Source organism: Mesorhizobium sp. CC13, assembly GCF_039907765.1.
GTDB lineage: Bacteria > Pseudomonadota > Alphaproteobacteria > Rhizobiales > Rhizobiaceae > Aminobacter.
Genome location: NZ_JARDJI010000004.1, coordinates 262,344 through 283,225, shown reverse-complemented (window position 1 = coordinate 283,225; position 20,882 = coordinate 262,344). Strand labels below are relative to the sequence as shown.

18 protein-coding genes are annotated in these 20,882 nt (G+C 66.7%); 12 read left to right on the top strand and 6 right to left on the bottom strand.

From position 1 onward, the window contains the following. Window positions 1-193 precede the first annotated feature (193 nt). The 12 genes from PV773_RS09250 to PV773_RS09195 all read left to right on the top strand — a co-directional run bounded on the left by PV773_RS09250 (window position 194) and on the right by PV773_RS09195 (window position 14,418). Entirely contained in the window at window positions 194-1,237 is a 1,044-nt protein-coding gene (locus PV773_RS09250; RefSeq protein ID WP_347966069.1) for a LacI family DNA-binding transcriptional regulator, read from the top strand. After that, on the top strand, window positions 1,234-2,235 hold the full coding sequence (locus PV773_RS09245; protein ID WP_347966068.1) for a Gfo/Idh/MocA family oxidoreductase: 1,002 nt from the start codon (window positions 1,234-1,236) through the stop codon (window positions 2,233-2,235). The genes PV773_RS09250 and PV773_RS09245 overlap by 4 nt, the downstream gene beginning before the upstream one ends. Window positions 2,236-2,237: 2 nt before the next feature. After that, a complete protein-coding gene (locus PV773_RS09240) occupies window positions 2,238-3,848 on the top strand; it encodes an acyl CoA:acetate/3-ketoacid CoA transferase (RefSeq protein ID WP_347966067.1) in 1,611 nt (536 codons plus the stop codon). Then, on the top strand, window positions 3,841-4,620 hold the full coding sequence (locus PV773_RS09235) for an enoyl-CoA hydratase/isomerase family protein (RefSeq protein WP_347966066.1): 780 nt from the start codon (window positions 3,841-3,843) through the stop codon (window positions 4,618-4,620). The genes PV773_RS09240 and PV773_RS09235 overlap by 8 nt, the downstream gene beginning before the upstream one ends. Continuing rightward, window positions 4,620-6,140: an aldehyde dehydrogenase family protein gene (locus tag PV773_RS09230; protein WP_347966065.1), complete on the top strand. Its 1,521-nt coding sequence runs from the start codon at window positions 4,620-4,622 to the stop codon at window positions 6,138-6,140. Before PV773_RS09235 ends, PV773_RS09230 begins: the two co-directional genes overlap by 1 nt. 93 nt (window positions 6,141-6,233) lie before the next feature. Next, window positions 6,234-7,487, top strand: coding sequence for an ABC transporter substrate-binding protein (locus PV773_RS09225; RefSeq protein WP_347966064.1), 1,254 nt, complete (start codon window positions 6,234-6,236; stop codon window positions 7,485-7,487). A gap of 66 nt (window positions 7,488-7,553) precedes the next feature. Continuing rightward, on the top strand, window positions 7,554-8,474 hold the full coding sequence (locus PV773_RS09220; RefSeq protein ID WP_347966063.1) for a sugar ABC transporter permease: 921 nt from the start codon (window positions 7,554-7,556) through the stop codon (window positions 8,472-8,474). Next, window positions 8,471-9,352: a carbohydrate ABC transporter permease gene (locus PV773_RS09215; protein ID WP_347966062.1), complete on the top strand. Its 882-nt coding sequence runs from the start codon at window positions 8,471-8,473 to the stop codon at window positions 9,350-9,352. Before PV773_RS09220 ends, PV773_RS09215 begins: the two co-directional genes overlap by 4 nt. A 4-nt stretch (window positions 9,353-9,356) precedes the next feature. After that, on the top strand, window positions 9,357-10,472 hold the full coding sequence (locus PV773_RS09210) for an ABC transporter ATP-binding protein (protein ID WP_347966061.1): 1,116 nt from the start codon (window positions 9,357-9,359) through the stop codon (window positions 10,470-10,472). Between the two features lies 1 nt (window position 10,473). Continuing rightward, window positions 10,474-11,979: a GMC family oxidoreductase gene (locus tag PV773_RS09205; RefSeq protein WP_347966060.1), complete on the top strand. Its 1,506-nt coding sequence runs from the start codon at window positions 10,474-10,476 to the stop codon at window positions 11,977-11,979. Next, entirely contained in the window at window positions 11,976-12,752 is a 777-nt protein-coding gene (locus PV773_RS09200) for a 3-ketoacyl-ACP reductase (RefSeq protein WP_347966059.1), read from the top strand. The genes PV773_RS09205 and PV773_RS09200 overlap by 4 nt, the downstream gene beginning before the upstream one ends. Window positions 12,753-12,762: 10 nt before the next feature. Further along, window positions 12,763-14,418, top strand: a complete 1,656-nt coding sequence (locus PV773_RS09195; protein ID WP_347966058.1) for a GMC family oxidoreductase N-terminal domain-containing protein — start codon at window positions 12,763-12,765, stop codon at window positions 14,416-14,418. Between the two features lie 6 nt (window positions 14,419-14,424). On the opposite strand, the gene PV773_RS09190 is transcribed toward PV773_RS09195, so the two are convergent. The 6 genes from PV773_RS09190 to phnC all read right to left on the bottom strand — a co-directional run bounded on the left by PV773_RS09190 (window position 14,425) and on the right by phnC (window position 20,639). Continuing rightward, window positions 14,425-15,561 (bottom strand): alpha-D-ribose 1-methylphosphonate 5-triphosphate diphosphatase, encoded by a 1,137-nt coding sequence (locus PV773_RS09190; protein ID WP_347966057.1) that lies wholly within the window; start codon window positions 15,559-15,561, stop codon window positions 14,425-14,427. Between the two features lies 1 nt (window position 15,562). Further along, window positions 15,563-16,270, bottom strand: coding sequence for a DUF1045 domain-containing protein (locus tag PV773_RS09185; RefSeq protein ID WP_347966056.1), 708 nt, complete (start codon window positions 16,268-16,270; stop codon window positions 15,563-15,565). Window positions 16,271-16,375: 105 nt separating this feature from the next. Continuing rightward, a complete protein-coding gene (phnE, locus tag PV773_RS09180; protein ID WP_347966055.1) occupies window positions 16,376-17,761 on the bottom strand; it encodes a phosphonate ABC transporter, permease protein PhnE in 1,386 nt (461 codons plus the stop codon). Between the two features lie 2 nt (window positions 17,762-17,763). Further along, window positions 17,764-18,717 (bottom strand): phosphonate ABC transporter, permease protein PhnE, encoded by a 954-nt coding sequence (gene phnE / locus PV773_RS09175; protein ID WP_347966054.1) that lies wholly within the window; start codon window positions 18,715-18,717, stop codon window positions 17,764-17,766. A gap of 75 nt (window positions 18,718-18,792) precedes the next feature. Next, the gene (gene phnD / locus PV773_RS09170) at window positions 18,793-19,704 is read right to left on the bottom strand and encodes a phosphonate ABC transporter substrate-binding protein (protein ID WP_347966053.1); all 912 of its coding nucleotides are present in this window, start codon (window positions 19,702-19,704) and stop codon (window positions 18,793-18,795) included. Between the two features lie 92 nt (window positions 19,705-19,796). Further along, window positions 19,797-20,639 (bottom strand): phosphonate ABC transporter ATP-binding protein, encoded by an 843-nt coding sequence (phnC, locus tag PV773_RS09165; protein WP_347966052.1) that lies wholly within the window; start codon window positions 20,637-20,639, stop codon window positions 19,797-19,799. Window positions 20,640-20,882 lie beyond the last annotated feature (243 nt).

Genomic DNA, 20,882 nt, shown 5'->3' with positions numbered 1-20,882 from the left:
TATGGTAAATCGTTTGAAACATGGAATTGTGCACAATTTGAGCATTTCGGCGGCCGTGCGTCGACATGTGCAGATTGCGGGAAAACGACGATGCAAGCGGTCTTCCGTGCTTGACAGTTTGGAACGTTCCAATTATTGGACTCGCAAAACGGGCCGAAGATGCCCGCCTGCAAGCCCTTCTGGGAGGATGGCGTTGAAGCAATCCAAGGTGACAGTCGTCGATGTTGCGCGCGCCGCCGGCGTGTCGAAGTCGACCGTGTCGCTGGTCCTGCAGGGCAGTTCGCTGGTCAACGAGGCGACCCGGGCCAAGGTGGGTGCCGTCATCCGCGAGCTCGGTTATGTCTACAATCGCAGCGCCGCCAACCTGCGCCAGTCGAAATCCAAGATCGTCGGCATCGTCGTCAACGACCTGACCAACAGCTTCTTCGCCGAGCTGGCCGTCGGCATGGACATGGTCGTGCAGTCGGCCGGCTACATCCAGTTCATGGCCAACTCCGCCGAGAATGCCGACCGCCAGGCCGAGGTGATCGCCTCGATGCGCGAGCACGGCATGGCCGGGCTGATCCTGTCGCCGGCGCGCGGCACGACGGCGGCCGACCTCCGGCCGCTGGTCGACAGCGGCATCCCGGTCGTCCTGGTGGCGCGCAACGTGCCCGGCCTCAAGGTGTCGTCCGTGGTGTCGGACGGGCATGCGGGAGCCGCGGCAGCCGTCCGCCACCTGCTCGAGCTCGGCCATCGCCGCATCGCCTTCCTCGGCGGCTTCAACGACACGGCCGTGTTCGACGAGCGCATGCGCGGTTTTCGCGATGCGCTGGTGGAGGCCGGGCTCGACGCCTCGGACGAACTGGTGATCAGCTCGGCGCCGTCGCGCGCTGGCGGCGTGGCTGCGGTCGAGCGGCTGCTGGCCATGGCCGACCGGCCGACGGCGGCGCTGTGTTTCAACGATGCGGTGGCCTTCGGCGCCTGCGACGGGCTGCGCAGTGCCCGGATCGAGCCGGGCGTCGACTTCGGCGTCATCGGCTTCGACGACGTGATCGAGGCGAAGACCGCAGTGCCGGCGCTGACCACGGTTTCGGTCGACCCGCAGGGCATGGGCCGGCGGGCGGCGCAGCTGCTGCTCAAGCAGATCAATGCCGGGAGTTTCGAGCCGGAAGCGCTGGTCGCCTCGGTGCGGCTGGTGGTGCGCGAGAGCTGCGGAGCGGCACAGCGGATGAAACGAGAGGCGGTGACGGCATGACGCGCTGGGGTCTGATCGGGGCGAGCACCATCGCCAGGGAGTGGGTGATCGGCGCGATCCGCGCGACCGGCGGCGAGGTGGTGTCGGTGATGAGCACCAACGCCGGGCGCGGCCGGGCCTATGCCGAGGCGAACGGCATCGCGAAGTCGGTGACCTCGCTGGAGGAAATCGTCGGCGATGCCGGCATCGACGCCGTCTACATCTCGACCACCAACGAGCTGCACCGCGAGCAGGCCATATTAGCGGCACGCGCGGGCAAGCATGTGCTGTGCGAGAAACCACTGGCGCTGACGCTCGCCGACGCGTTGGCGATGGTGAAGGCCGCGCGTGAAGCCGGCGTAATCCTCGGCACCAACCACCATCTGCGCAATGCCGCGAGCCACCGGGCGATGCGCGAGGCGATTTTGGCGGGCCGCATCGGCAAGCCGCTGGCGGCGCGGGTGTTCCACGCCGTCTACCTGCCGCCGCATTTGCAGGGCTGGCGGCTCGACAAGCCGCAGGCCGGCGGCGGTGTCATCCTCGATATCACCGTGCATGACGCCGACACGCTGCGCTTCGTGCTGGGCGATGATCCGGTGGAGGCGATTGCCTTCAGCCAGAGCGGCGGAATGGGGCAGGCGGGGCTGGAAGATGCGGTGATGGGCGTGCTGCGCTTCAAGTCGGGGGTGATCGCCCAGTTCCACGACGGCTTCACCACCAAGTTCGCCGAGACGGGTTTCGAGGTGCATGGCACCGAGGGTTCGCTGATCGCGCGCAACGTGATGACGCAGCGGCCGGTCGGCTCGGTGGTGTTGCGCAACGCCGAGGGCGAGCAGGAAATCAAGCTCGACCAGCGCAATCTCTACGAGGCGGGGCTCGCCTCGTTCCATCAGGCCATCGCCGGCAAGGGCAAGCCTGCGGCGACGGGCGAGGACGGCGTGTGGTCGCTGGCGACGGGGCTGGCAGTGGTCAAGGCTGCCGCGACCGGCAAGGCCGTCGCCATCGAGGCGGGGCTCTGAGCATGGGCAAGCACGTCACCCCGGCACAGGCCGCAGCGCTCATTCCCGATGGCGCCATCGTTTCGGTGTCGTCGTCGAGCGGGCTCGGCTGCCCCGACCTGATGCTGAAGGCGATCGGCGAGCTCTTCGAGGCGACCGGCCATCCGCGCGATCTCACGACGCTGCACCCCATCGCCGCCGGCGACATGAGCGGCATCAAGGGTGTCGACTACATTGCCAAGAAGGGCCTGCTGAAGAAGATCATCGGCGGCTCCTATCCGTCGGGACCGTCGAGCGCCGAGCCGCCGCTGATCTGGCAGATGATCGGCAACGAGGAGGTCGCGGCCTACAACGTGCCGTCGGGCATCATGTTCGACATGCACCGCGAGGCGGCGGCCAAGCGGCCGGGCGTGATGACCAAGATCGGGCTCGACACCTTCGTCGATCCTGACAGGCAAGGCTGCGCCATGAATGCCCGCGCCGCGGCCGAACCGCTGGTCAGGAAGGTCAGCTTCGAGGGCGAGGACTGGCTGTTCTTCCCTGCGATCAAGCCGCAGGTGGCGATCATCCGGGCGACGACGGCCGACGAGCGCGGCAACCTGACCTACGAGCACGAGGGCGCCTATCTCGGCGGGCTCGACCAGGCGCTCGCCGCCCGCAACAATGGCGGCATCGTCATCGCGCAGGTGAAGCGCATCACCAAGGACGGCTCGCTGCGCCCGCACGACGTGCGCGTGCCGGGCATGCTGGTCGACTACGTCGTCGTCGACCCCGAGCAGAAGCAGACGACCCAAACGCTCTACGACCCGGCGATCTCGGGCGAGATCATGCGGCCGCTCGACAGCTTCCGCGTGCCGGAATTCAACATCCAGAAGGTGATCGCACGCCGCGTGGCGCAGGAGCTGGAAGCGGGGAGCGCCGTCAATCTCGGCTTCGGCATCTCGGCCAACGTGCCGCGTATCCTGCTCGAAGAGGGCCTGCACGGCGAGGTCACCTGGGTGATCGAGCAGGGGGCTGTCGGCGGCGTGCCGCTGCTCGACTTCGCCTTCGGCTGCGCGTCGAACGCCGACGCGTTCATGCCGTCGCCCTACCAGTTCACCTATTTCCAGGGCGCGGGCTTCGACGCTTCGCTTTTGTCGTTCCTCGAGATCGACAAGAGCGGCTCGGTCAACGTCTCCAAGCTCAGCTTCCGGCCGCATGTGACGGCGGGCGCGGGCGGCTTCGTCGACATCACCGCGCGGGCCAGGAAGATCGTGTTCTCCGGCATGCTCAACGCCGGCGCCAGGCTCGGCATCGAGGCCGGCCGTCTGGTGGTGGAGAAGGAAGGCAAGCTCAAGAAGCTGGTCAACGAGGTCGAGCACGTCACCTTCTCGGGCCGCCGCGGCGTCGAGCAGGGCCAGGACATCACCTATGTCACCGAGCGCTGCGTCATGAAGCTGACGGCTCAAGGCATCGTGCTGACCGAGATCGCGCCGGGCGTCGAGTTGCAGGCGCATATCCTCGACCAGTCCGAGTTTCCGCTGATCGTCTCGGACAAGCTCAAAGAGATGGACGCAGCACTGTTTGCCGAAGCGCCCATCGGGCTGAAGCTGCCGCGCAAGCCGGTGCGCAAGCTGGAGGCCGTCCATGGCTGACCGGCGCATCAAGGTCGAGTTCCAGGGTGCGGTCGCGGTCATCACGGCGGCCCGGCCGGACAAGCTCAACGCCTTCGACATCGACATGCTGAAGGCGCTGTCTCAGGCCTGCGACGAGGTCGAGGCCAATGCCGATGTGCGCGTTGCGATCCTCACTGGCGAGGGCAAGGCGTTTTCGGCCGGGGGCGACATCAAGGCCTGGGGCGGCATGACGGCCAACGAGTTCGGCCATGCCTGGGTGCGCTTCGGCCATCGGGTGTTCGAGCGGCTGGCGACGCTGCGCGTGCCGCTGATCGCGGCGATCAACGGCCATGCGCTGGGCGGCGGGCTGGAACTGGCGATCGCCGCCGACATCCGCATCGCTGAGCGTCATGTGAAGATCGGCCTGCCGGAAACCGGGCTCGGCATGGTGCCGGGCTGGTCGGGCACGCAGCGTCTGGTGCGCCGCGCCGGTGCGCAGGTCGTGCGGCGCATGGCGCTGGGCGGCGAGGTTTTTTCTGCCGAGGAGGCGGCGGCGCTCGGGCTGGTCGACCATGTGGTCGAGACCGGCGAGGCCGTGGCTGCCGCGCATGATTATGCGACGCGGATCGCGGCGCGCGGTCCGGCGGCGGTCGAGGTCGCAAAACTGATGATCGCCACCGCCAACGGCGAAGACAACGGAACCGCCGTCGAGGCGCTGGGCTCGATCCTCGTCGCCAAGACCGGCGACCTCAAGGAGGGGCTCGCGGCCTTCAGCGAGAAGCGCGCGGCGAAATTTTCGGGAGAATGGTGATGACGGTCCTGACGCGCCCCAAGCCGCTCGACGGCTTCAAGGTCCGCGAGTTCAAGATGCTGATCGACGGCAAGTGGACCGGCGGCGCCGAAGGCAAGACCATCGAGCGTGCCAGCCCAGGCCACGGCAGCGTCGTCAGCCGCTACGAGGCGGCGACCGCCGTCGACGCGAACCGTGCCATCGCAGCGGCGCGCAGGGCTTTCGACGACGGCCACTGGCCGCGCATGACCGGCGCCGAGCGCTCGCGCATCCTGCTCAGGGCCGCCGACATCATCGACGAGCGCGCCGACGAACTCGCCTTCCTCGACTGCATCGAATCCGGCAAGCCGATCTCGCAGGCCAAGGGCGAACTCGGCGGCGCCGCCGACATCTGGCGCTATGCGGCGGCGCTCGCCCGCGACCTGCACGGAGAGAGCTACAACACGCTGGGCGACGGCACGCTGGGCGTGGTGCTGCGCGAGGCCATCGGCGTCGTCTCGATCATCACGCCGTGGAACTTCCCGTTCCTGATCGTCAGCCAGAAGCTGCCCTTCGCGCTGGCCGCGGGCTGCACGGCCGTGGTCAAGCCGTCGGAGCTGACGTCGGGCTCGACGCTGGTGCTGGGCGAGATACTCGAGGCCGCCGGCGTGCCCGCGGGCGTGGTCAACATCATCGTCGGCACCGGCCCGGAGGCGGGCGCGCCGCTGACCAGCCACCCCGACATCGACATGGTATCGTTCACCGGCTCGACCGGTATCGGGCGGCTGACCATGGCGAATGCCGCGCAGACCTTGAAGAAGGTGTCGCTGGAGCTCGGCGGCAAGAACCCGCAGATCGTCTTCCCCGATTCCAATCTCGACGACTTCATCGATGCGGCGGTGTTCGGCGCCTACTTCAACGCCGGCGAATGCTGCAACGCCGGCTCGCGCCTGATCGTGCATCGCGACATCGCCGACGAGGTGACCAGCCGGGTCGCTGCCCTTTCGGCCAAGGTCAAGGTCGGCGATCCGCTGGACCCTTCGACCCAGGTTGGTGCTATCATCACCGCGCAGCATCTTGCGAAGATCGTTGCTTACGTGAAAGGTGCGAGCGAACATGGCGCGAATGTCGCCGTCGGTGGCGCAGCCGCCGATCTCGGCCTCGGCCAGTTCATGGAACCGACGATCCTGTCGTCGGTCGCGCCAGACATGGCGGTGGCGAAAGAGGAGGTGTTCGGACCGGTGCTTTCGGTGCTTGCCTTCGAGACCACGGACGAGGCGATCCGCATCGCCAATTCGATCGACTATGGCCTCTCGGCCGGGGTGTGGAGCCGCGACTTCGACACCTGCCTGACGGTCGGCCGCCGCGTGCGGGCCGGCACCGTCTGGATGAACACCTTCATGGACGGCGCGTCGGAACTGCCCTTCGGCGGCTACCGGCAGTCGGGCATCGGCCGCGAACTCGGCCGCCATGCGGTGGAGGACTACACCGAGACGAAGACACTGAACATGCATATCGGCCCGCGGACGGGGCACTGGATGCCCAAGGAGGCACGAGCCTGACGCGGCCAAGGAGGAATTCCCTGCGGCGGGGCCAATGGGAACTTGTGTCACGCAATCACGCGTGAGTTAGCTTGCAACCCGGGAGGAACTGGAATGCGTAAGTTTCTGATGAGTACCGCAGCCATTGCGACGCTGCTTGCGGCGCCGGTGCCGCTGGCGTTCGCCGACGAAAGCGTCGAAGTGCTGCACTGGTGGACCTCGGGCGGCGAGGCGGCGGCGCTCGACGTGCTCAAGAAGAACCTCGAGAGCCAGGGCGTCACCTGGAAGGACATGCCGGTGGCCGGCGGCGGCGGCGAGGCCGCGATGACGGCGCTACGCGCCCGCGTCACCGCCGGCGATCCGCCCACCGCCGTGCAGGCGCTGGGCTTCGACATCACCGACTGGGCCAAGCAGGGCGTGGTCGGCGACCTCGGCGAAGTGGCCGACAAGGAAGGCTGGGACAAGGTCGTGCCGGCGGCGCTGCAGAACTTCGCCAAATATGACGGCAAGTGGATTGCAGCGCCCGTGAACGTGCACTCGACCAACTGGGTGTGGATCAACAAGAAGGCGCTCGACGCTGCCGGCGGCAAGGTGCCCGAGACCTGGGACGAACTCGTCGCCGTGCTCGACAAGATGCAGGCCAACGGCATCACGCCGCTCGGCCATGGCGGCCAGGCCTGGCAGGACGCCACCATCTTCGACGCGGTCGTGCTGTCGCTCGGCACCGACTTCTACAAGCAGGCGTTCATCGACCTCGACCCGGCCGCGCTCGGCGGCGACAAGATGGTCGAGGCCTTCGACCGCATGGCCAAGCTGAAGAGCTATGTCGACAAGGACTTCTCCGGCCGCGACTGGAACCTGGCTTCGGCCATGGTCATCGAAGGCAAGGCCGGCATGCAGATGATGGGCGACTGGGCCAAGGGCGAGTTCCTCAAGGCCGGCCAGAAGCCCGGCACCGACTTCGTCTGCATCCGCTTCCCCGGCACCCAGGGCGCGGTGACCTTCAACTCCGACATGTTCATGATGTTCAAGGTCGGCGACGACAAGAAGGCGGCGCAGATGAAGATGGCCTCGGACATCGAGGACCCGGCCTTCCAGTCGTCCTTCAACGTGGTCAAGGGCTCGGTGCCGGCGCGTACCGACGTGCCGGACACCGCCTTCGACGATTGCGGCAAGAAGGGCATCAAGGACCTGGCCGAAGCCAATACGGGCGGCAAGCTGTTCGGCTCGATGGCGCACGGCTATGCCGCACCGGCAGCGGTGAAGAACGCGCTCTACGACGTCGTGACCCGCCACTTCAACGGCGAGCTCGATTCCAAGGCCGCCGCCGCCGCGCTGGTCGAGGCGATCGCCGCCGCCAAGGGCTGAGGCCTAGCATGACGTGCCCCGGCTTCGGCCGGGGCACATTTTTCGAGATCAGCAGAGGCTGGAACCATGGCAGACCTCACGACGACCGCTGTGCCGCGCACGGCGACGGATACGCGTGCAACGTTGCAGGAGTGGTTGCCGAAGATCGTGCTTGCGCCGAGCTTCGCGATCATCCTCCTCTTCGTCTACGGCTTCATCATCTTCACGGCCTTCCTGTCGTTCTCCGGCTCGAAGCTGTTGCCCGACTTTTCGACCTGGGTCGGCTTCGGCAACTATGTGAGGCTGTTCAACCACCCGAACTGGATCACGGCGCTCAAGAACCTGGCGATCTTCTCGATCCTCTACATCGGCGTCTGCAGCGTCATCGGGCTGGGGCTCGCGATCTTCCTCGACCAGAAGATCCGCGGCGAGGGCGTGCTGAGACCGATCTACCTCTACCCGATGGCGCTGTCCTTCATCGTCACCGGCGTGGCCTGGAAGTGGTTCCTCGACCCCGGCATCGGCCTCGAACACGTCATGCAGACATGGGGCTGGCAGAGCTTCTCGTTCCGCTGGATCAAGGAAGGGCAGATGGCGATCTACACCATCGTCATCGCGGCGGTCTGGCAGTCGTCGGGCTTCGTCATGGCGATGTTCCTCGCCGGCCTGCGCGGCGTCGACAACGAGATCATCAAGGCCGCCCAGATCGACGGTGCCTCGACCATGACCATCTACCGGCGGATCATCATCCCGCTGATGCGGCCGGTGTTCCTGTCGGCCTTCGTGGTGCTCGCCCACCTCGCCATCAAGTCCTACGACCTCGTCGTGGCGATGACCGACGGCGGCCCTGGCACGGCGACGTGGACACCGGCGCTGTTCATGCAGAAATTCACCTTCGGCCGCAACGAGATGGGCATGGGTGCCGCCTCCGCCATGGTGATGATGATGATGATCTTCGCGATCATCGTGCCCTATCTCTACTCCGAGCTCGGGGGGAAGAAGAAATGAGCGCCGCCTCCCAGGATGTCGCCACCCGCAACGGCGTCTTCGCCCGCGCACTTATCTATGTCGTGCTGATCATCTTTGCGGTCTACTACCTGCTGCCGCTCTACGTCATGATCGTCAATTCGCTGAAGCCGCTGGACGAGATCCGCCAGGGCAACATGCTGGCGCTGCCCCAGCAGTGGACGATCGCGCCCTGGCTGTCGGCATGGTCGACGGCGCAGATCGGCGTGCAGCCGACCGGCCTGAAGCCCTACTTCCTCAACTCGGTGATGATGGTGGTGCCGGCCGTCGCCATCTCGACCATCCTCGGCGCGCTCAACGGCTATGTGCTGACCAAATGGCGCTTCAGGGGCGACAACGTCGTGTTCGGCATGATGCTGCTCGCCTGCTTCATCCCGTTCCAGATCGTGCTGATCCCGTCGGCGCGCATCCTCGGCCTGCTCGGGCTGGCGGGCTCCGTGCCCGGCCTGATCCTGATCCACGCGGTTTATGGCCTCGGCTTCACCACGCTGTTCTTCCGCAACTACTACGAGGCGTTCCCGACCGAGCTGGTGCGGGCCGCGCAGATCGACGGCGCCAGCTTCTTCCAGATCTTCCGGCGCATCCTCCTGCCGTCGTCGGGGCCGATCATCGTCGTCACGGTCATCTGGCAGTTCACCAACATCTGGAACGACTTCCTGTTCGGCTCGTCATTCTCCAGCGTGGACTCGATCCCCGTCACGGTGGCGTTGAACAATTTGGTGAACTCGTCGACCGGCGTGAAGGAATACAACGTCCACTTCGCCGGGGCGATCCTCGCAGCCCTGCCCACCCTCATCGTCTACATCGTCTCCGGACGCTACTTCGTGCGCGGCCTGATGGCCGGCGCGGTCAAGGGGTAAGCCCATGTCGTTTCTCAAGATCACCAATCTCTACAAGAACTACGGCCAGGTGGAGATCCTCAAGGACATCAACATCGAGATCGACAAGGGCGGCTTCCTGGTGCTCGTTGGCCCATCCGGCTGCGGCAAGTCCACGTTGCTCAACACCATCGCCGGGCTGGAGCCGATCACCTCGGGCGACATCGCCATCAACGGCAAGTCGGTCAACGGACTGCACCCGTCCAAGCGCGACATCGCCATGGTGTTCCAGTCCTACGCGCTCTATCCGAACATGACGGTGGCCGGGAACATCGCCTTCGGCATGGAAATCCGCGGCGTGCCGAAGGACGAGCGCGACAAGGCGATCAAGCAGGTGGCCGACATCCTGCAGATCGGGCACCTGCTCGACCGCAAGCCGAGCCAGCTGTCCGGCGGCCAGCGCCAGCGCGTCGCCATGGGCCGGGCGCTGGTGCGCAATCCGCAGGTGTTCCTGTTCGACGAGCCGCTGTCCAACCTCGACGCCAAGCTGCGCGTCGACATGCGCACCGAGATCAAGCGGCTGCACCAGCGCATGAAGACGACCATCGTCTACGTCACCCACGACCAGATCGAGGCGATGACGCTGGCCTCCAAGATCGCCGTGCTGAAGGACGGCGTACTGCAGCAGTTCGGCACGCCGGCAGAGATCTACAACAGCCCGGCCAACATGTTCGTGGCCGACTTCATGGGCTCGCCGGCGATGAACCTCTTGTCGGCACGGCTCGAGGGAAGGGAGGGCGGGCTCAACGTCGTGCTCGACCGGCCGAGCGAAAAGCCGCTGGCGCTGCCGATCAAGCTGGCCAACGGCGCGCTCGGCGCCTATTCGGGCAAGGAGGTGATCTTCGGGGTGCGGCCCGAGGCGCTGACCGACCCGGACGGTGCGGACCGCAACGCCAAGTCGCTCGCCGAAGGCGAATGCCTGATCGAGGTGGTCGAGCCGGCAGGCTCCGACACCTTCGCGGTGACCAAGCTCGGCGGCAAGGAAGTGGTGGCGCGGCTGCGCGCGGACGCGTCGATCCATGCGGGCCAGAAGACGAAACTCGCCTTCAACCTCGACAAGGCGGTGTTCTTCGACCCCAAGAGCCAGCTGCGCATCGCCTGACATGCCGGGATCGCCTGACATCGTCATCATCGGCTCGGGGGTCGGCGGCGCGAGCGTCGCCGCCGGCCTGGCCACGACCGGTGCGGATATCCTCGTGCTCGAGGCCGGCGGCCATATCGAGGACCGGCCGGAGAACCGCGACCAGCGCGCCATCTTCCAGCGCGGGCATTTTCGCCCCGACGAGACCTGGTACGAGGCCGACGGCACCGGCTTCAACCCGGGCAACTACTACAATGTCGGCGGCAACTCGAAGTTCTACGGTGCCGTGCTGACGCGCTACCGGCGCGAGGACTTTGACGAGATGCAGCATCTCGACGGCGTCTCGCCCGCCTGGCCGTTTCCGTACGAGGAACTGGAGCCCTGGTACGGCCTGGCCGAGGAGCTCTACCAGGTGCGCGGGGCGCTGGGCGAAGACCCTACGGAGCCCGTGCATTCCGGCACCTATGCGCATGCGCCCGTCGCCGACGAGCCGGCGATCGCCAGCGTGCGGGCAAAACTCAAGGCCAAGGGCGTGCATCCGTTTTCGCTGCCGCTCGGCGTCGACATCGAGCGCTGGCTGGCCAAGGGCAAGACGCCGTGGGACGCGCATCCCAACTGCTTCGACGGCAAGATGGACGCCGAGACGACGGCGCTGGCTGCGGCACTCACATATGGCAACGTCAAGCTGCAGACCGGTTCGCGCGTGACGCGGCTGGAGGCAGCGGCCGACGGGCGCATCGTCGCCGTGCATTACGAGCGCAACGGCGAAAGCCACGTCGTGAGGCCGAAACTGGTGATCCTGGCGGCGGGCGCGGTGCAGTCGGCGGTGCTCCTGTTGCGCTCGGCGAATGATGCCAATCCGACCGGGCTTGCAAACCGCTCCGATCAGGTCGGCCGCAACTTCATGAACCACAACTCCACGGCGGTGATCGCCATGAGCCCGTGGTTCCGCAACGACTCGGTCTACCAGAAGACTTTCGGGTTCAACGATTTCTACCTCTCGGACGGCGAGGGCGGGCCGCCGCTGGGCAACGTGCAACTGCTCGGGCGCATCTCTGGCCCGATCCTCAAGGGGGCGATGCCGGCCGTGCCGGAATGGCTGCTCGACCGGGTCACGGCGCATTCGATCGATTTCTACGCCATGAGCGAGGACCTGCCGTCGCCGGAGAGCCGCGTCATGGTCGACGGCGACCGCATCGTGCTGAAATGGGTGCGCAGCAACTGGGAGGCGCATGAGCGGCTGGTGGCCAAGCTCAAGCAGGTGCTGCGCAGCGCGGGCTTTCCGGTGGTCGTGTCGCGCGCGTTCGACAAGCGCACGCCGTCGCACCAGTGCGGCACGGTGCGTATCGGCACCGATCCCAAGGAGGCGCCGCTCGACGTGTTTTGTCGCGCCTTCGACCACCCCAACCTATTCGTGGTCGACGCGGGTTTCCTGCCGACCTCGGCGGCGGTCAATCCAGCGCTGACGATCGCGGCCCAGGCGCTGCGCGTCGCCGACCACATCGCCAGCAAGGACCTCGCGGCATGAGCGCCAACGCCAAGCCCGTCGCCATCGTGACCGGCGCGCGCCGCGGTATCGGGCTGGCGGTGGCCAAGACGCTGGCCGAAGCAGGCTTCGATCTCGCCATCACCGATCGCGAGAAGGACAAGGCTGCGGCAGAGGTCGTCGCGGGGCTCGAAAAGCATGGCGCCGAGATATTGTTCGTCGCCTCCGACCTCGCCGACATCGACGGCCATGCCGGGACAGTCAAGAAGATCGTGAAGCATTTCGGCCGGATCGATTGCCTCGTCAACAATGCCGGCATCGCCTCGAAGGTGCGCGGCGACTTCCTCGAGCTCACGCCCGAGAACTTCGACGCCATCATGGCGGTCAATCTGCGCGGCACGGTGTTCTTCACCCAGGCCGTGCTGCGGGCGATGCTCGGCCTGCCGCAGCCGGCCCAGCGGCGCTCAATCATCAACATCACCTCGATCTCGGCCGAGATGACCTCGCCCGAAAGGCTCGACTACTGCATGTCGAAGGCCGGGCTCGCCGCCTTCACGCAGGGGCTGACGCTCAGGCTGGCAAGTGCGGGCATCGACGTGTTCGAGATCCGCCCCGGCATCATCCGCTCGGACATGACGGCGAAGGTTTCCGAGAAATACGACCGGCTGATCGGCGAAGGGCTGGTGCCGGCGGGGCGCTGGGGCGAGCCCGACGACATCGGCCGCATCGCGGCAGCGCTTGCCTGCGGCGGCTTCGGCTTTGCCACCGGCACTATCATCAAGGCCGACGGCGCATTGTCCGTCGCGCGTCTCTGAGAGTTTCGAGATGACCTACGACTACATCATCACGGGTGCGGGTCCAGCCGGCTGCGTGCTCGCCAACCGGCTGAGCGAGGATGCCGACGTGCGCGTGCTCTTGCTCGAAGCCGGCGGCGACGACTGGAACCCGCTGTTCCACATGCCGGCGGGCTTCGCCAAGATGACCAAGGGCGTGGCGAGCTGGGGCTGGGAGACCGTGCCGCAGAAGCACATGAAGGGCCGCGTGCTGCGCTACACCCAGGCCAAGGTGATCGGCGGCGGCTCCAGCATCAACGCCCAGCTCTACACGCGCGGCAACGCCGTCGACTACGACCTCTGGGCGAGCGAGGACGGCTGCACCGGCTGGGACTACCGCTCGGTGCTGCCCTATTTCAAGCGCTGCGAGGACAACCAGCGCTTCGCCGACGACTATCATTCCTACGGCGGGCCGCTCGGGGTTTCGATGCCGTCGGCGGCGCTGCCGATCTGCGACGCCTACATCCGCGCCGGCCAGGAGCTGGGCATTCCCTACAACCACGACTTCAACGGCCGCCAGCAGGCCGGCGTCGGCTTCTACCAGCTGACCCAGCGCAACAAGCGCCGCTCGTCGGCGGCGATGGCCTATCTCGACCCGATCAGGGACCGGCGCAACCTGACCGTCCGGCTCGGCGCGCGGGTGACGCGCATCATCGTCGAGAAGGGCAGGGCGGTCGGCGTCGAGGTGGCGCGCGGCAGCGGCACCGAGGTCATTCGCTCGACACGCGAAGTGCTTGTGTCGTCAGGCGCCATCGGCTCGCCCAAGCTCTTGCTGCAGTCGGGCATCGGCCCGGCCGATCACCTGAAAAGCGTCGGCGTTCCCGTCGTGCACGACCTCAAGGGCGTCGGCGAAAACATGCAGGATCACCTCGACCTGTTCGTCATCTCCGAATGCACCGGCGATCACACCTACGACAATGTCGCCAAGCTGCACCGGACGCTGTGGGCCGGGCTGCAATATGTGCTGTTCCGCACCGGGCCGGTGACGTCGAGCCTCTTCGAGACCGGCGGCTTCTGGTATGCCGACCCCGACGCGCGCTCGCCCGACATCCAGTTCCACTTGGGCCTCGGCTCGGGGATCGAGGCTGGCGTCGCCAGGCTCAAGAACGCGGGCGTGACGCTGAACTCGGCCTACCTGCATCCGCGCTCGCGCGGCACCGTGCGGCTCGCCTCCAGCGACCCTGCCGCGGCGCCGCTGATCGACCCGAATTACTGGGCCGATCCGCACGACCGCAAGATGTCGATCGAAGGCCTCAGGGTCGCGCGCGAGATCATGAGCCAAGCTGCGCTCAAGCCCTTCGTAATGGCCGAGCGGCTGCCGGGGCCGGACAAGGTCACCGAGGAACAACTGTTCGACTATGGCTGCGCCAACGCCAAGACCGACCACCACCCGGTCGGCACCTGCAAGATGGGCACCGACGAGATGGCCGTGGTCGACCTCGAGCTCAAGGTGCATGGCCTAGACGGCCTGCGTGTCTGCGACAGCTCGGTGATGCCGCGCGTGCCGTCCTGCAACACCAACGGCCCGACGATCATGGTCGGCGAAAAGGGCGCCGACATCATCCGCAACCGCGCGCCGCTGCCGGCGGCGATCTTCGCCCATGAGCGCAACGACGCGCGGCCACGGGCGCGCGCCGAGGTGCGGTAGCCCGCCTCAGGCGACGCGGCGGCCTTCGCGCCAGACGGTGCGGACCACCGGCACGTGCTCGTCGACGCGCACGCGCACCAGATCGGCGCGGCGGCCGATCTCGATCACGCCGCGGTCGGCGAGGCCGACGGCCTCGGCCGGGTTCTTCGACACCATGGCGACCGCCTGCGGCAGCGAGATGCCCTCGACGACTTCGCCGAGGAAGAAGGCCGACTGGATCAGGCTGAAGGGGATGTAGTCCGACGACAGGATGTCGAGCAGGCCCTGCTCGGCCAGCGTGCGGGCCGAGACGTTGCCCGAATGCGAGGCGCCGCGCATGACGTTGGGCGCGCCCATCAGCACGCCGAGGCCGGCGGCCTTCGAGGCGCCGGCGGCCTCGACCGTGGTCGGGAACTCGGCGACGCGGATGCCTTGCGCGATCGCCTCGTCGACATGGGCGACGGTGGCGTCGTCATGGCTCGCGAGCACGATGCCGCGCGCGTGGCAGGCGGTCGAAATCGCGTCGCGGTTGGGGCGCGAATTGCGGGCCGAGTCGCCCATGCGCTTGTCGCAAAAGGCCTTGAACTCGACGTCGTTGAGCTTGAGCTTGCGCTGGTAGTAATAGGCGTAGGTGTCGAAATCGACGAACTGGCGCTGCCCCGGCGCATGGTCCATCAGCGAGGCGAGCTTCACCCGGTCGTCGCCGTCGAAATAGGCGAAGCCGTCCTGGCAGTCGGGCGCCGAGACCTCGCAGCGCAGGTGGATGAAGTGGTCGGCGCGGACGCGATCGGCGCGTACGCTGTCCTCGATGGCGTCGGCCAGCTTGCGCATGTCGGTGGCGGTCATGTCGGCATCCTCGTCCATGCCGACGCGCAGCGCGTCGAAGACGGTGGTGATGCCGGCGGACGCCACCTGGGCGTCATGGGCGAGCACGGCGGCGATGGGGTTCCAGCGCACGCGCGGGCGCGGCGCATAGTGGCCTTCGAGATGGTCGGTGTGGAGCTCGACGAGGCCGGGGATGACGAAGTCGCCGCCCATGTCCTCGCCGATGGCGCTCCGGCCGCTGGAGATTTCGGCGATCTTGCCGTCGCGGACGACGATCGTGCCGTCGATCACCTCGTCGGCAAGGACGATGCGGGCATTTTTCAGGACAAGGTCGGTCATCTCAGGCGGTCTTTCTTTCGGCTTGCCTGCCCAAAGCGTGGTAGCTCAGCACCTCGAAGGGGGCACCGGCGGTCGGCTCGACGAAGACGGCGAGCCCGGCGACGGACACCGGCCTGTCGAGCACGTTGCCCAGGCAGTGTTCGATTGCGGCGCGGACGCGCAGCACCTCCTCGGAGGCGACGCGACCGGTCAGGGTCATGTGGAAACGGAAGGCGTCGAAGACGTAAGGGTAGCCCCACTGGCTGAGGTAGCGGCACTCCTGCGGGCCGAGCGCGTCGGGATTGCGGCGGGCGAGCTCGGCGTCGGTCAGCGGCGCGCGATGCGGCTCGAAGGCTCTGACCACGTCGCCGGCGAAACGGTCGAGCTCGGGCGGGGTCTCCGTCGGGACGAGGGCGAAGAAGCCGTCGATCTGGGCGAGCTCCAGGCGCGGAATGTCGAAGGGAAGGGTTTGCGCCGCGAAGGCGTCGACGGCGTCGACCAGCATCTGTTCGCTCACGCCGTCGGCAAGCCGGAACGGCGCCTTCAGCGTGGCATGGAAGCCGTAGCGGCGGGCGGCCGCGGTGTGGAAGGCGACCTCGGCCGCCGACAGTTCGCCATGGGCCTTTGCGGGCGTGGCCGCGCCGCCGAAGGCATCGCGCCCGAGCCAGCCGGCCGCGACGCGGCACAGCGGATCGTCATGCTCGGGCGTGAAATAGATGGCGTAGCGCATGGCGCGATTCTTCCTTGGAGACGAAGGCCCGATAGATGATTTGCGTGACAGTTTGACGAAGTAGTGGCCGACATTCTTGGCTTTGCAAGGGCCGGCCCAAAAAGTTCAGTGGCTGGACTTGCCCCCGATCAGGCGGTGGCGCAACGCCGTGGAAATATTGTCGAAGATGAACACCACGACCAGGATCAGCAGCACCATGTAGGCGACGTTCTCCCAGTCGGAATTGGTGCGCATGGCTTCCCACAGCTTGAGGCCGATGCCGCCGGCGCCGACGGCGCCGATGATGGTGGCCGAGCGGGTGTTCGATTCCCAGAAGTAGAGCGACTGGCTGACGAGCACCGGCAGCACTTGCGGCACCACGCCGTAGCGCTGCACCGAGGCCGGCGAGGCGCCGACCGAGCGCATGCCCTCGCGCTGCTTGTCGTCGATGTTCTCCAGCGCCTCGGAGTAGAGCTTGCCGAAGGTGCCGGTGTCGGTGAAGAAGATCGCCGACATGCCGGCGATGGGGCCGGGGCCGAAGGCGCGGGTGAAAAACAGCGCCCAGATCAGCATGTCGACCGAGCGCAGGAAGTCGAAGAAGCGCTTGGCGACCTGGTTGACCAGGCGGTTGCGGGTGATGTTGCGGGCGGCCATGAAGGCCAGCGGGAAGGCGAGCAGGCTGGCGAACAGCGTGCCGACGAAGGCCATGACGATGGTCTGGGCAAGCTTCAGCCAGACGTCGCCATGCTGCCATTCGGCGTTGTTGACGATGTTGTTCCAGGCAAGTGCCGCATTCGACATGCCCGGATCGAGCCGTTCGCCGGAGACGGCCAGCGAGGCGACCTCGGCGAAGGGCTTGCCCCAGAAGGGCGAGTTGGCGTCGAAGAAGAAGTTCTCCCAGCCGAGGAAGCGGTGGCGGATCTTGACGTCGTCCTCGTCGATCTGGACGCCGCCGGCGAAGCCGAAATCGGCGACGATCTTCTCGCCTGGCGCCTTCTGCGCCGCCCAGGCGGGCAGGGCGCCGACGACCGCAATGCCCTGGCGCGGCGTGACGGTCACGTCGAGCGTTTCGCCGCCATGGGTGACGACGACACGCTCGGGCGCGATGTCGATTGCGGTGCCCGAGCCGATATGGGCGACGACGCGGTCGGCCGGAGCCTTGTTGGCGGCGGTTGCAGCGCCGGCCGGCCGGGTGATGTCGAGCCAGTCGGGGTGGCGGTCGGCGCGGTAGGACGAGAAGCGCGGGTAGCCGACGTCGAGGCGGCCGTCCTTGAAGCTCACCTGCGGCCGGACCTCGTAGCTCACCCAGTCGGCCAGGTAGGTGCCGGCGATGCCCCAGTTGCCGCCGGCAAGGACTGTGCCGACCGAGAAGAACCACCAGGCGAAGACGAGGTAGGCGACGATGCCGCAGCCTATGGCCCAGCCGATCAGGCTCTTGCGCCAGGAGCCGGAGAAGACGCCGGGATGGCGGCCGGCGATGGCCTGCATGTCGGCCATGGAAAGGGTGGTCATGATTATTCTCCGCGACCGAAGGCGAAGGCCTGTTCGCCGACCAGCTTCTTGCGCAGCCAGGCCGAGAACTGGTCGACCGCGACGATGGTGCAGAACAGGAGGAGGATGATGGCGATGGTCTTGGCCTCGTGGTTGCGGCTGATCGACAGGCGCAGCGCCTCGCCGATGCCGCCGCCGCCGACGGCGCCGATGATGGTCGAGGCGCGGACGTTGATCTCGAGGCGCAGCAGCGCGTAGCTCAGGAAGTTGGGCATGACCTGCGGCACGATGCCGAACCAGACGCGCTCGGGCCAGTTGCCGCCGACGGCGCGCAGGCCCTCATCGGCCTTCATGTCGGCATTCTCGACCACTTCGAAGAACAGTTTTCCCAGCGCGCCGACGGTGTGCAGGGAGACCGCAATGATCGCCGGGATCGCGCCCATGGAGAGCACGGCGAGGAAGAAGCCGGCGATGACGATCTCGGGGAAGGCGCGCAGGATTTCGAGGAAGCGGCGGACGAAGAAGCGCAGCCAGCGCTGGGTGACGAGGTTGGACGCAGCGAGGAAGCAGAGCAGGAAGCCGAAGGCGAACCCGATCAGCGTCGAGACGAGCGCGATGTTGATCGTCTCCAGCATCTTGTAGACGTATTCGGGCATGTAGACCGAGCCGATCAGATAGACCCGGCCTTCGGGGTAGTCGAACTTCAGGCTGCCGTCGGCATAGGGCGAGGGCAGGTCGAACATGGCGCGCCAGACCTCGAAGCCGTCGCGCGGTATCAGCTGGTCGACGAAGTCGAAGAAATGCGGCAGCCGGTCGAAGAATTTACCGGCATTGCTGTCGTTGGCGAACCAGAGCGAGCCGGAAAGGGCGAGGAACAGCAGGATGAGGCCGCCGATGGTGTGCAGGCGGCGACGGCTGGCGAGTTCGCGCCAGTGGCGCTCGACCGCGAGGCCGGCTTCCGTGAGGGGCATTGTCATGAAGGTTCCGTCCGATCCCGGATGAAAAAGGACGCGCCGCGGCGCTCGCGCGGCGCGTCCGTGTCGCCGTGCGGCTTAGCTGCCGATCTGCGCCTTACGGGCGTCGATCACAGGCTGGTAGAACTCAGGCGTGACTTCGGTGAAACCCTTGAAGTCGCCGCCCTGGATGGCCGAGAAGCAGGCCGGGTCGGTCTGCGGCAGCTTCATCATGTAGTCCTTGAACTTGGTCTTGATGTCGGCGTCGAGCGAGGTGCGGACGACGATCGGGCCGTTCGGGATCAGCGGCGACTTCCAGACCTCGACTAGGTCGTCCATGTCGAGGATGCCCTTGTCGACCATCTTCTTGAGGTTGCCCGAGGTGTAGCCGTCCTTGAACTCGCCGACGCCCGAGCCGAAGGTGGTGCCGGCGTCGAAGGTGCCCTTGAGCACTTCGAGGACGAGGTTCTCATGGCCGCCGCCGAAGCCGGTCTCGCCGAAGTAGTCCTTGACGGCGGTGCCGCCGAGGTCCTTGGGCAGCGAGGTGACCGGGATCAGGTAGCCCGAGGTCGAGTCCGGATCGGCGAAGCCGAGCTTCTTGCCCTTGAGGTCTTCGAGCTTGGTGATGCCCGAGTCCTTCCTGGCGACCATGATCGAATAGTAGCCGGTGGCGCCGTCGGTCTGGACGGTGGTCAGGATCGGCTCGACCGCGTCCTTGTTTTGCAGGTAGATCTTGGCGTAGCCCGAAGCGCCGAGCTCGGCGTAGTCGAGCGTGCCGCCGAGCAGGCCCTGGATGGTGCCGTCATAGTCGGCGGCCGGGAACAGCGACACCTTCTCGACGCCGATGGCCTTGGGCAGCTGGTCGACGAGGCACTGGAAGTTGCGCAGGCGGTCGGCTTCGTTTTCGCCGCCGATCAGGCCGATGCGGAATTCCTTGAGGTCTGCGGCATGGGCCGAACCGATCGCCAGCACGGCGAGCGAAACGGCACCCAGAAGTGCTTTCTTGAACATCACATGTCTCCAGTTCGGCCCGGCGGCATGCCGGGTCATTTTCGGTTGCTGAATGCCGGCCCTTGACGCGGGCGAGACGACCGCTGATGGCCTCAGACCGGGGCGTATGCCGGTTCGAGAGGGGCGGCGGATGCGGGAACCCTGACCTTGGCCGGGCGGATGCTGGTCGAGGTGATGGCTTCGGAAATCTCTGCGCCATCGGCGTCGGCACCGTATACGAGGCGGACGGCCTCGATGGTGAGATCCTCGGGCGCGCCGTCGAAGACGACCGCGCCGCCCTGCATGCCGATGATGCGGTTGCAGTAGGTGCGGGCGGTGTCGAGCGTGTGCAGGTTGGTGATGACGGTGATGCCCTCGCGCAGGTTGATGTCCTGGAGAGCGTCCATCACCACCTTGGCGTTGAGCGGGTCGAGCGAGGCGATCGGCTCGTCGGCGAGGATCAGTTTGGGTTCCTGCATCAGGGCGCGCGCGATGGCGACGCGCTGCTGCTGGCCGCCCGACAGCGTGCCCGCCGGCTGCAGGGCGGTGCGGGCGATGTCGAGGCGCTCGAGGGCGGCGATCGCGCGGATGCGCTCCTCGCGGGAGAAGATGCCGAGCAGGTTGAGCCCGGTCGAGCGGTGGTTGAGGCGGCCGAGCAGCACGTTGGTCAGCACGTCGAGGCGCGGCACCAGGTTGAACTGCTGGAAGATCATGGCGCAGTCGCGCTGCCAGCGGCGGAGCTGCGGACCGCGCAGCGACGACACTTCGGTGCCGTCGAAGGAGATCGAGCCCTCGCTGGGGTCGATCAGGCGGTTGATGGTCTTGAGCAAGGTCGACTTGCCGGCGCCGGAACGGCCGATGATGCCGACCATCTGGCCCTGCTTGATCTGAAGGTTGACACCGTTCACGGCGACATTCTTGCCGAAGCGGCGCGTGACGTTGCGGATTTCGAGCATCGTGGCTTCCCTGTCCCAGCGGGCTTTTCGCCCTTGTCCGGGATCGGCCTAGACCCATCAGATGAAGCTGAAATGTCGGGATCATGTCAGTTCTGTTACGAGACACAGGGACGCGGCGGAAAAATGCGGCCCGGGAAGGCGCCTCGTGGTGACGGCCGGAGATGCCGGTCCGGCCGCCGTCGGCGGCGAGGCGCGGCCTGCAAAGGCAGAGTCGTTTCAACGCTTTGGTCGAATTCGCCGAGA

Excerpts from the sequence above, each read along its gene's own strand:
- PV773_RS09220 (WP_347966063.1), top strand. The coding sequence starts at position 7,554 with ATGGCAGACCTCACGACGACCGCTGTGCCGCGCACGGCGACGGATACG.
- PV773_RS09200 (WP_347966059.1), top strand. The coding sequence starts at position 11,976 with ATGAGCGCCAACGCCAAGCCCGTCGCCATCGTGACCGGCGCGCGCCGC.
- PV773_RS09235 (WP_347966066.1), top strand. The coding sequence starts at position 3,841 with ATGGCTGACCGGCGCATCAAGGTCGAGTTCCAGGGTGCGGTCGCGGTC.
- PV773_RS09195 (WP_347966058.1), top strand. The coding sequence starts at position 12,763 with ATGACCTACGACTACATCATCACGGGTGCGGGTCCAGCCGGCTGCGTG.
- PV773_RS09245 (WP_347966068.1), top strand. The coding sequence starts at position 1,234 with ATGACGCGCTGGGGTCTGATCGGGGCGAGCACCATCGCCAGGGAGTGG.
- phnC (WP_347966052.1), bottom strand. The coding sequence starts at position 20,639 with ATGCTCGAAATCCGCAACGTCACGCGCCGCTTCGGCAAGAATGTCGCC.
- PV773_RS09230 (WP_347966065.1), top strand. The coding sequence starts at position 4,620 with ATGACGGTCCTGACGCGCCCCAAGCCGCTCGACGGCTTCAAGGTCCGC.
- phnE (WP_347966055.1), bottom strand. The coding sequence starts at position 17,761 with ATGACCACCCTTTCCATGGCCGACATGCAGGCCATCGCCGGCCGCCAT.
- PV773_RS09185 (WP_347966056.1), bottom strand. The coding sequence starts at position 16,270 with ATGCGCTACGCCATCTATTTCACGCCCGAGCATGACGATCCGCTGTGC.
- phnD (WP_347966053.1), bottom strand. The coding sequence starts at position 19,704 with ATGTTCAAGAAAGCACTTCTGGGTGCCGTTTCGCTCGCCGTGCTGGCG.
- PV773_RS09215 (WP_347966062.1), top strand. The coding sequence starts at position 8,471 with ATGAGCGCCGCCTCCCAGGATGTCGCCACCCGCAACGGCGTCTTCGCC.
- PV773_RS09240 (WP_347966067.1), top strand. The coding sequence starts at position 2,238 with ATGGGCAAGCACGTCACCCCGGCACAGGCCGCAGCGCTCATTCCCGAT.
- PV773_RS09210 (WP_347966061.1), top strand. The coding sequence starts at position 9,357 with ATGTCGTTTCTCAAGATCACCAATCTCTACAAGAACTACGGCCAGGTG.
- PV773_RS09190 (WP_347966057.1), bottom strand. The coding sequence starts at position 15,561 with ATGACCGACCTTGTCCTGAAAAATGCCCGCATCGTCCTTGCCGACGAG.
- PV773_RS09205 (WP_347966060.1), top strand. The coding sequence starts at position 10,474 with ATGCCGGGATCGCCTGACATCGTCATCATCGGCTCGGGGGTCGGCGGC.
- PV773_RS09225 (WP_347966064.1), top strand. The coding sequence starts at position 6,234 with ATGCGTAAGTTTCTGATGAGTACCGCAGCCATTGCGACGCTGCTTGCG.
- phnE (WP_347966054.1), bottom strand. The coding sequence starts at position 18,717 with ATGACAATGCCCCTCACGGAAGCCGGCCTCGCGGTCGAGCGCCACTGG.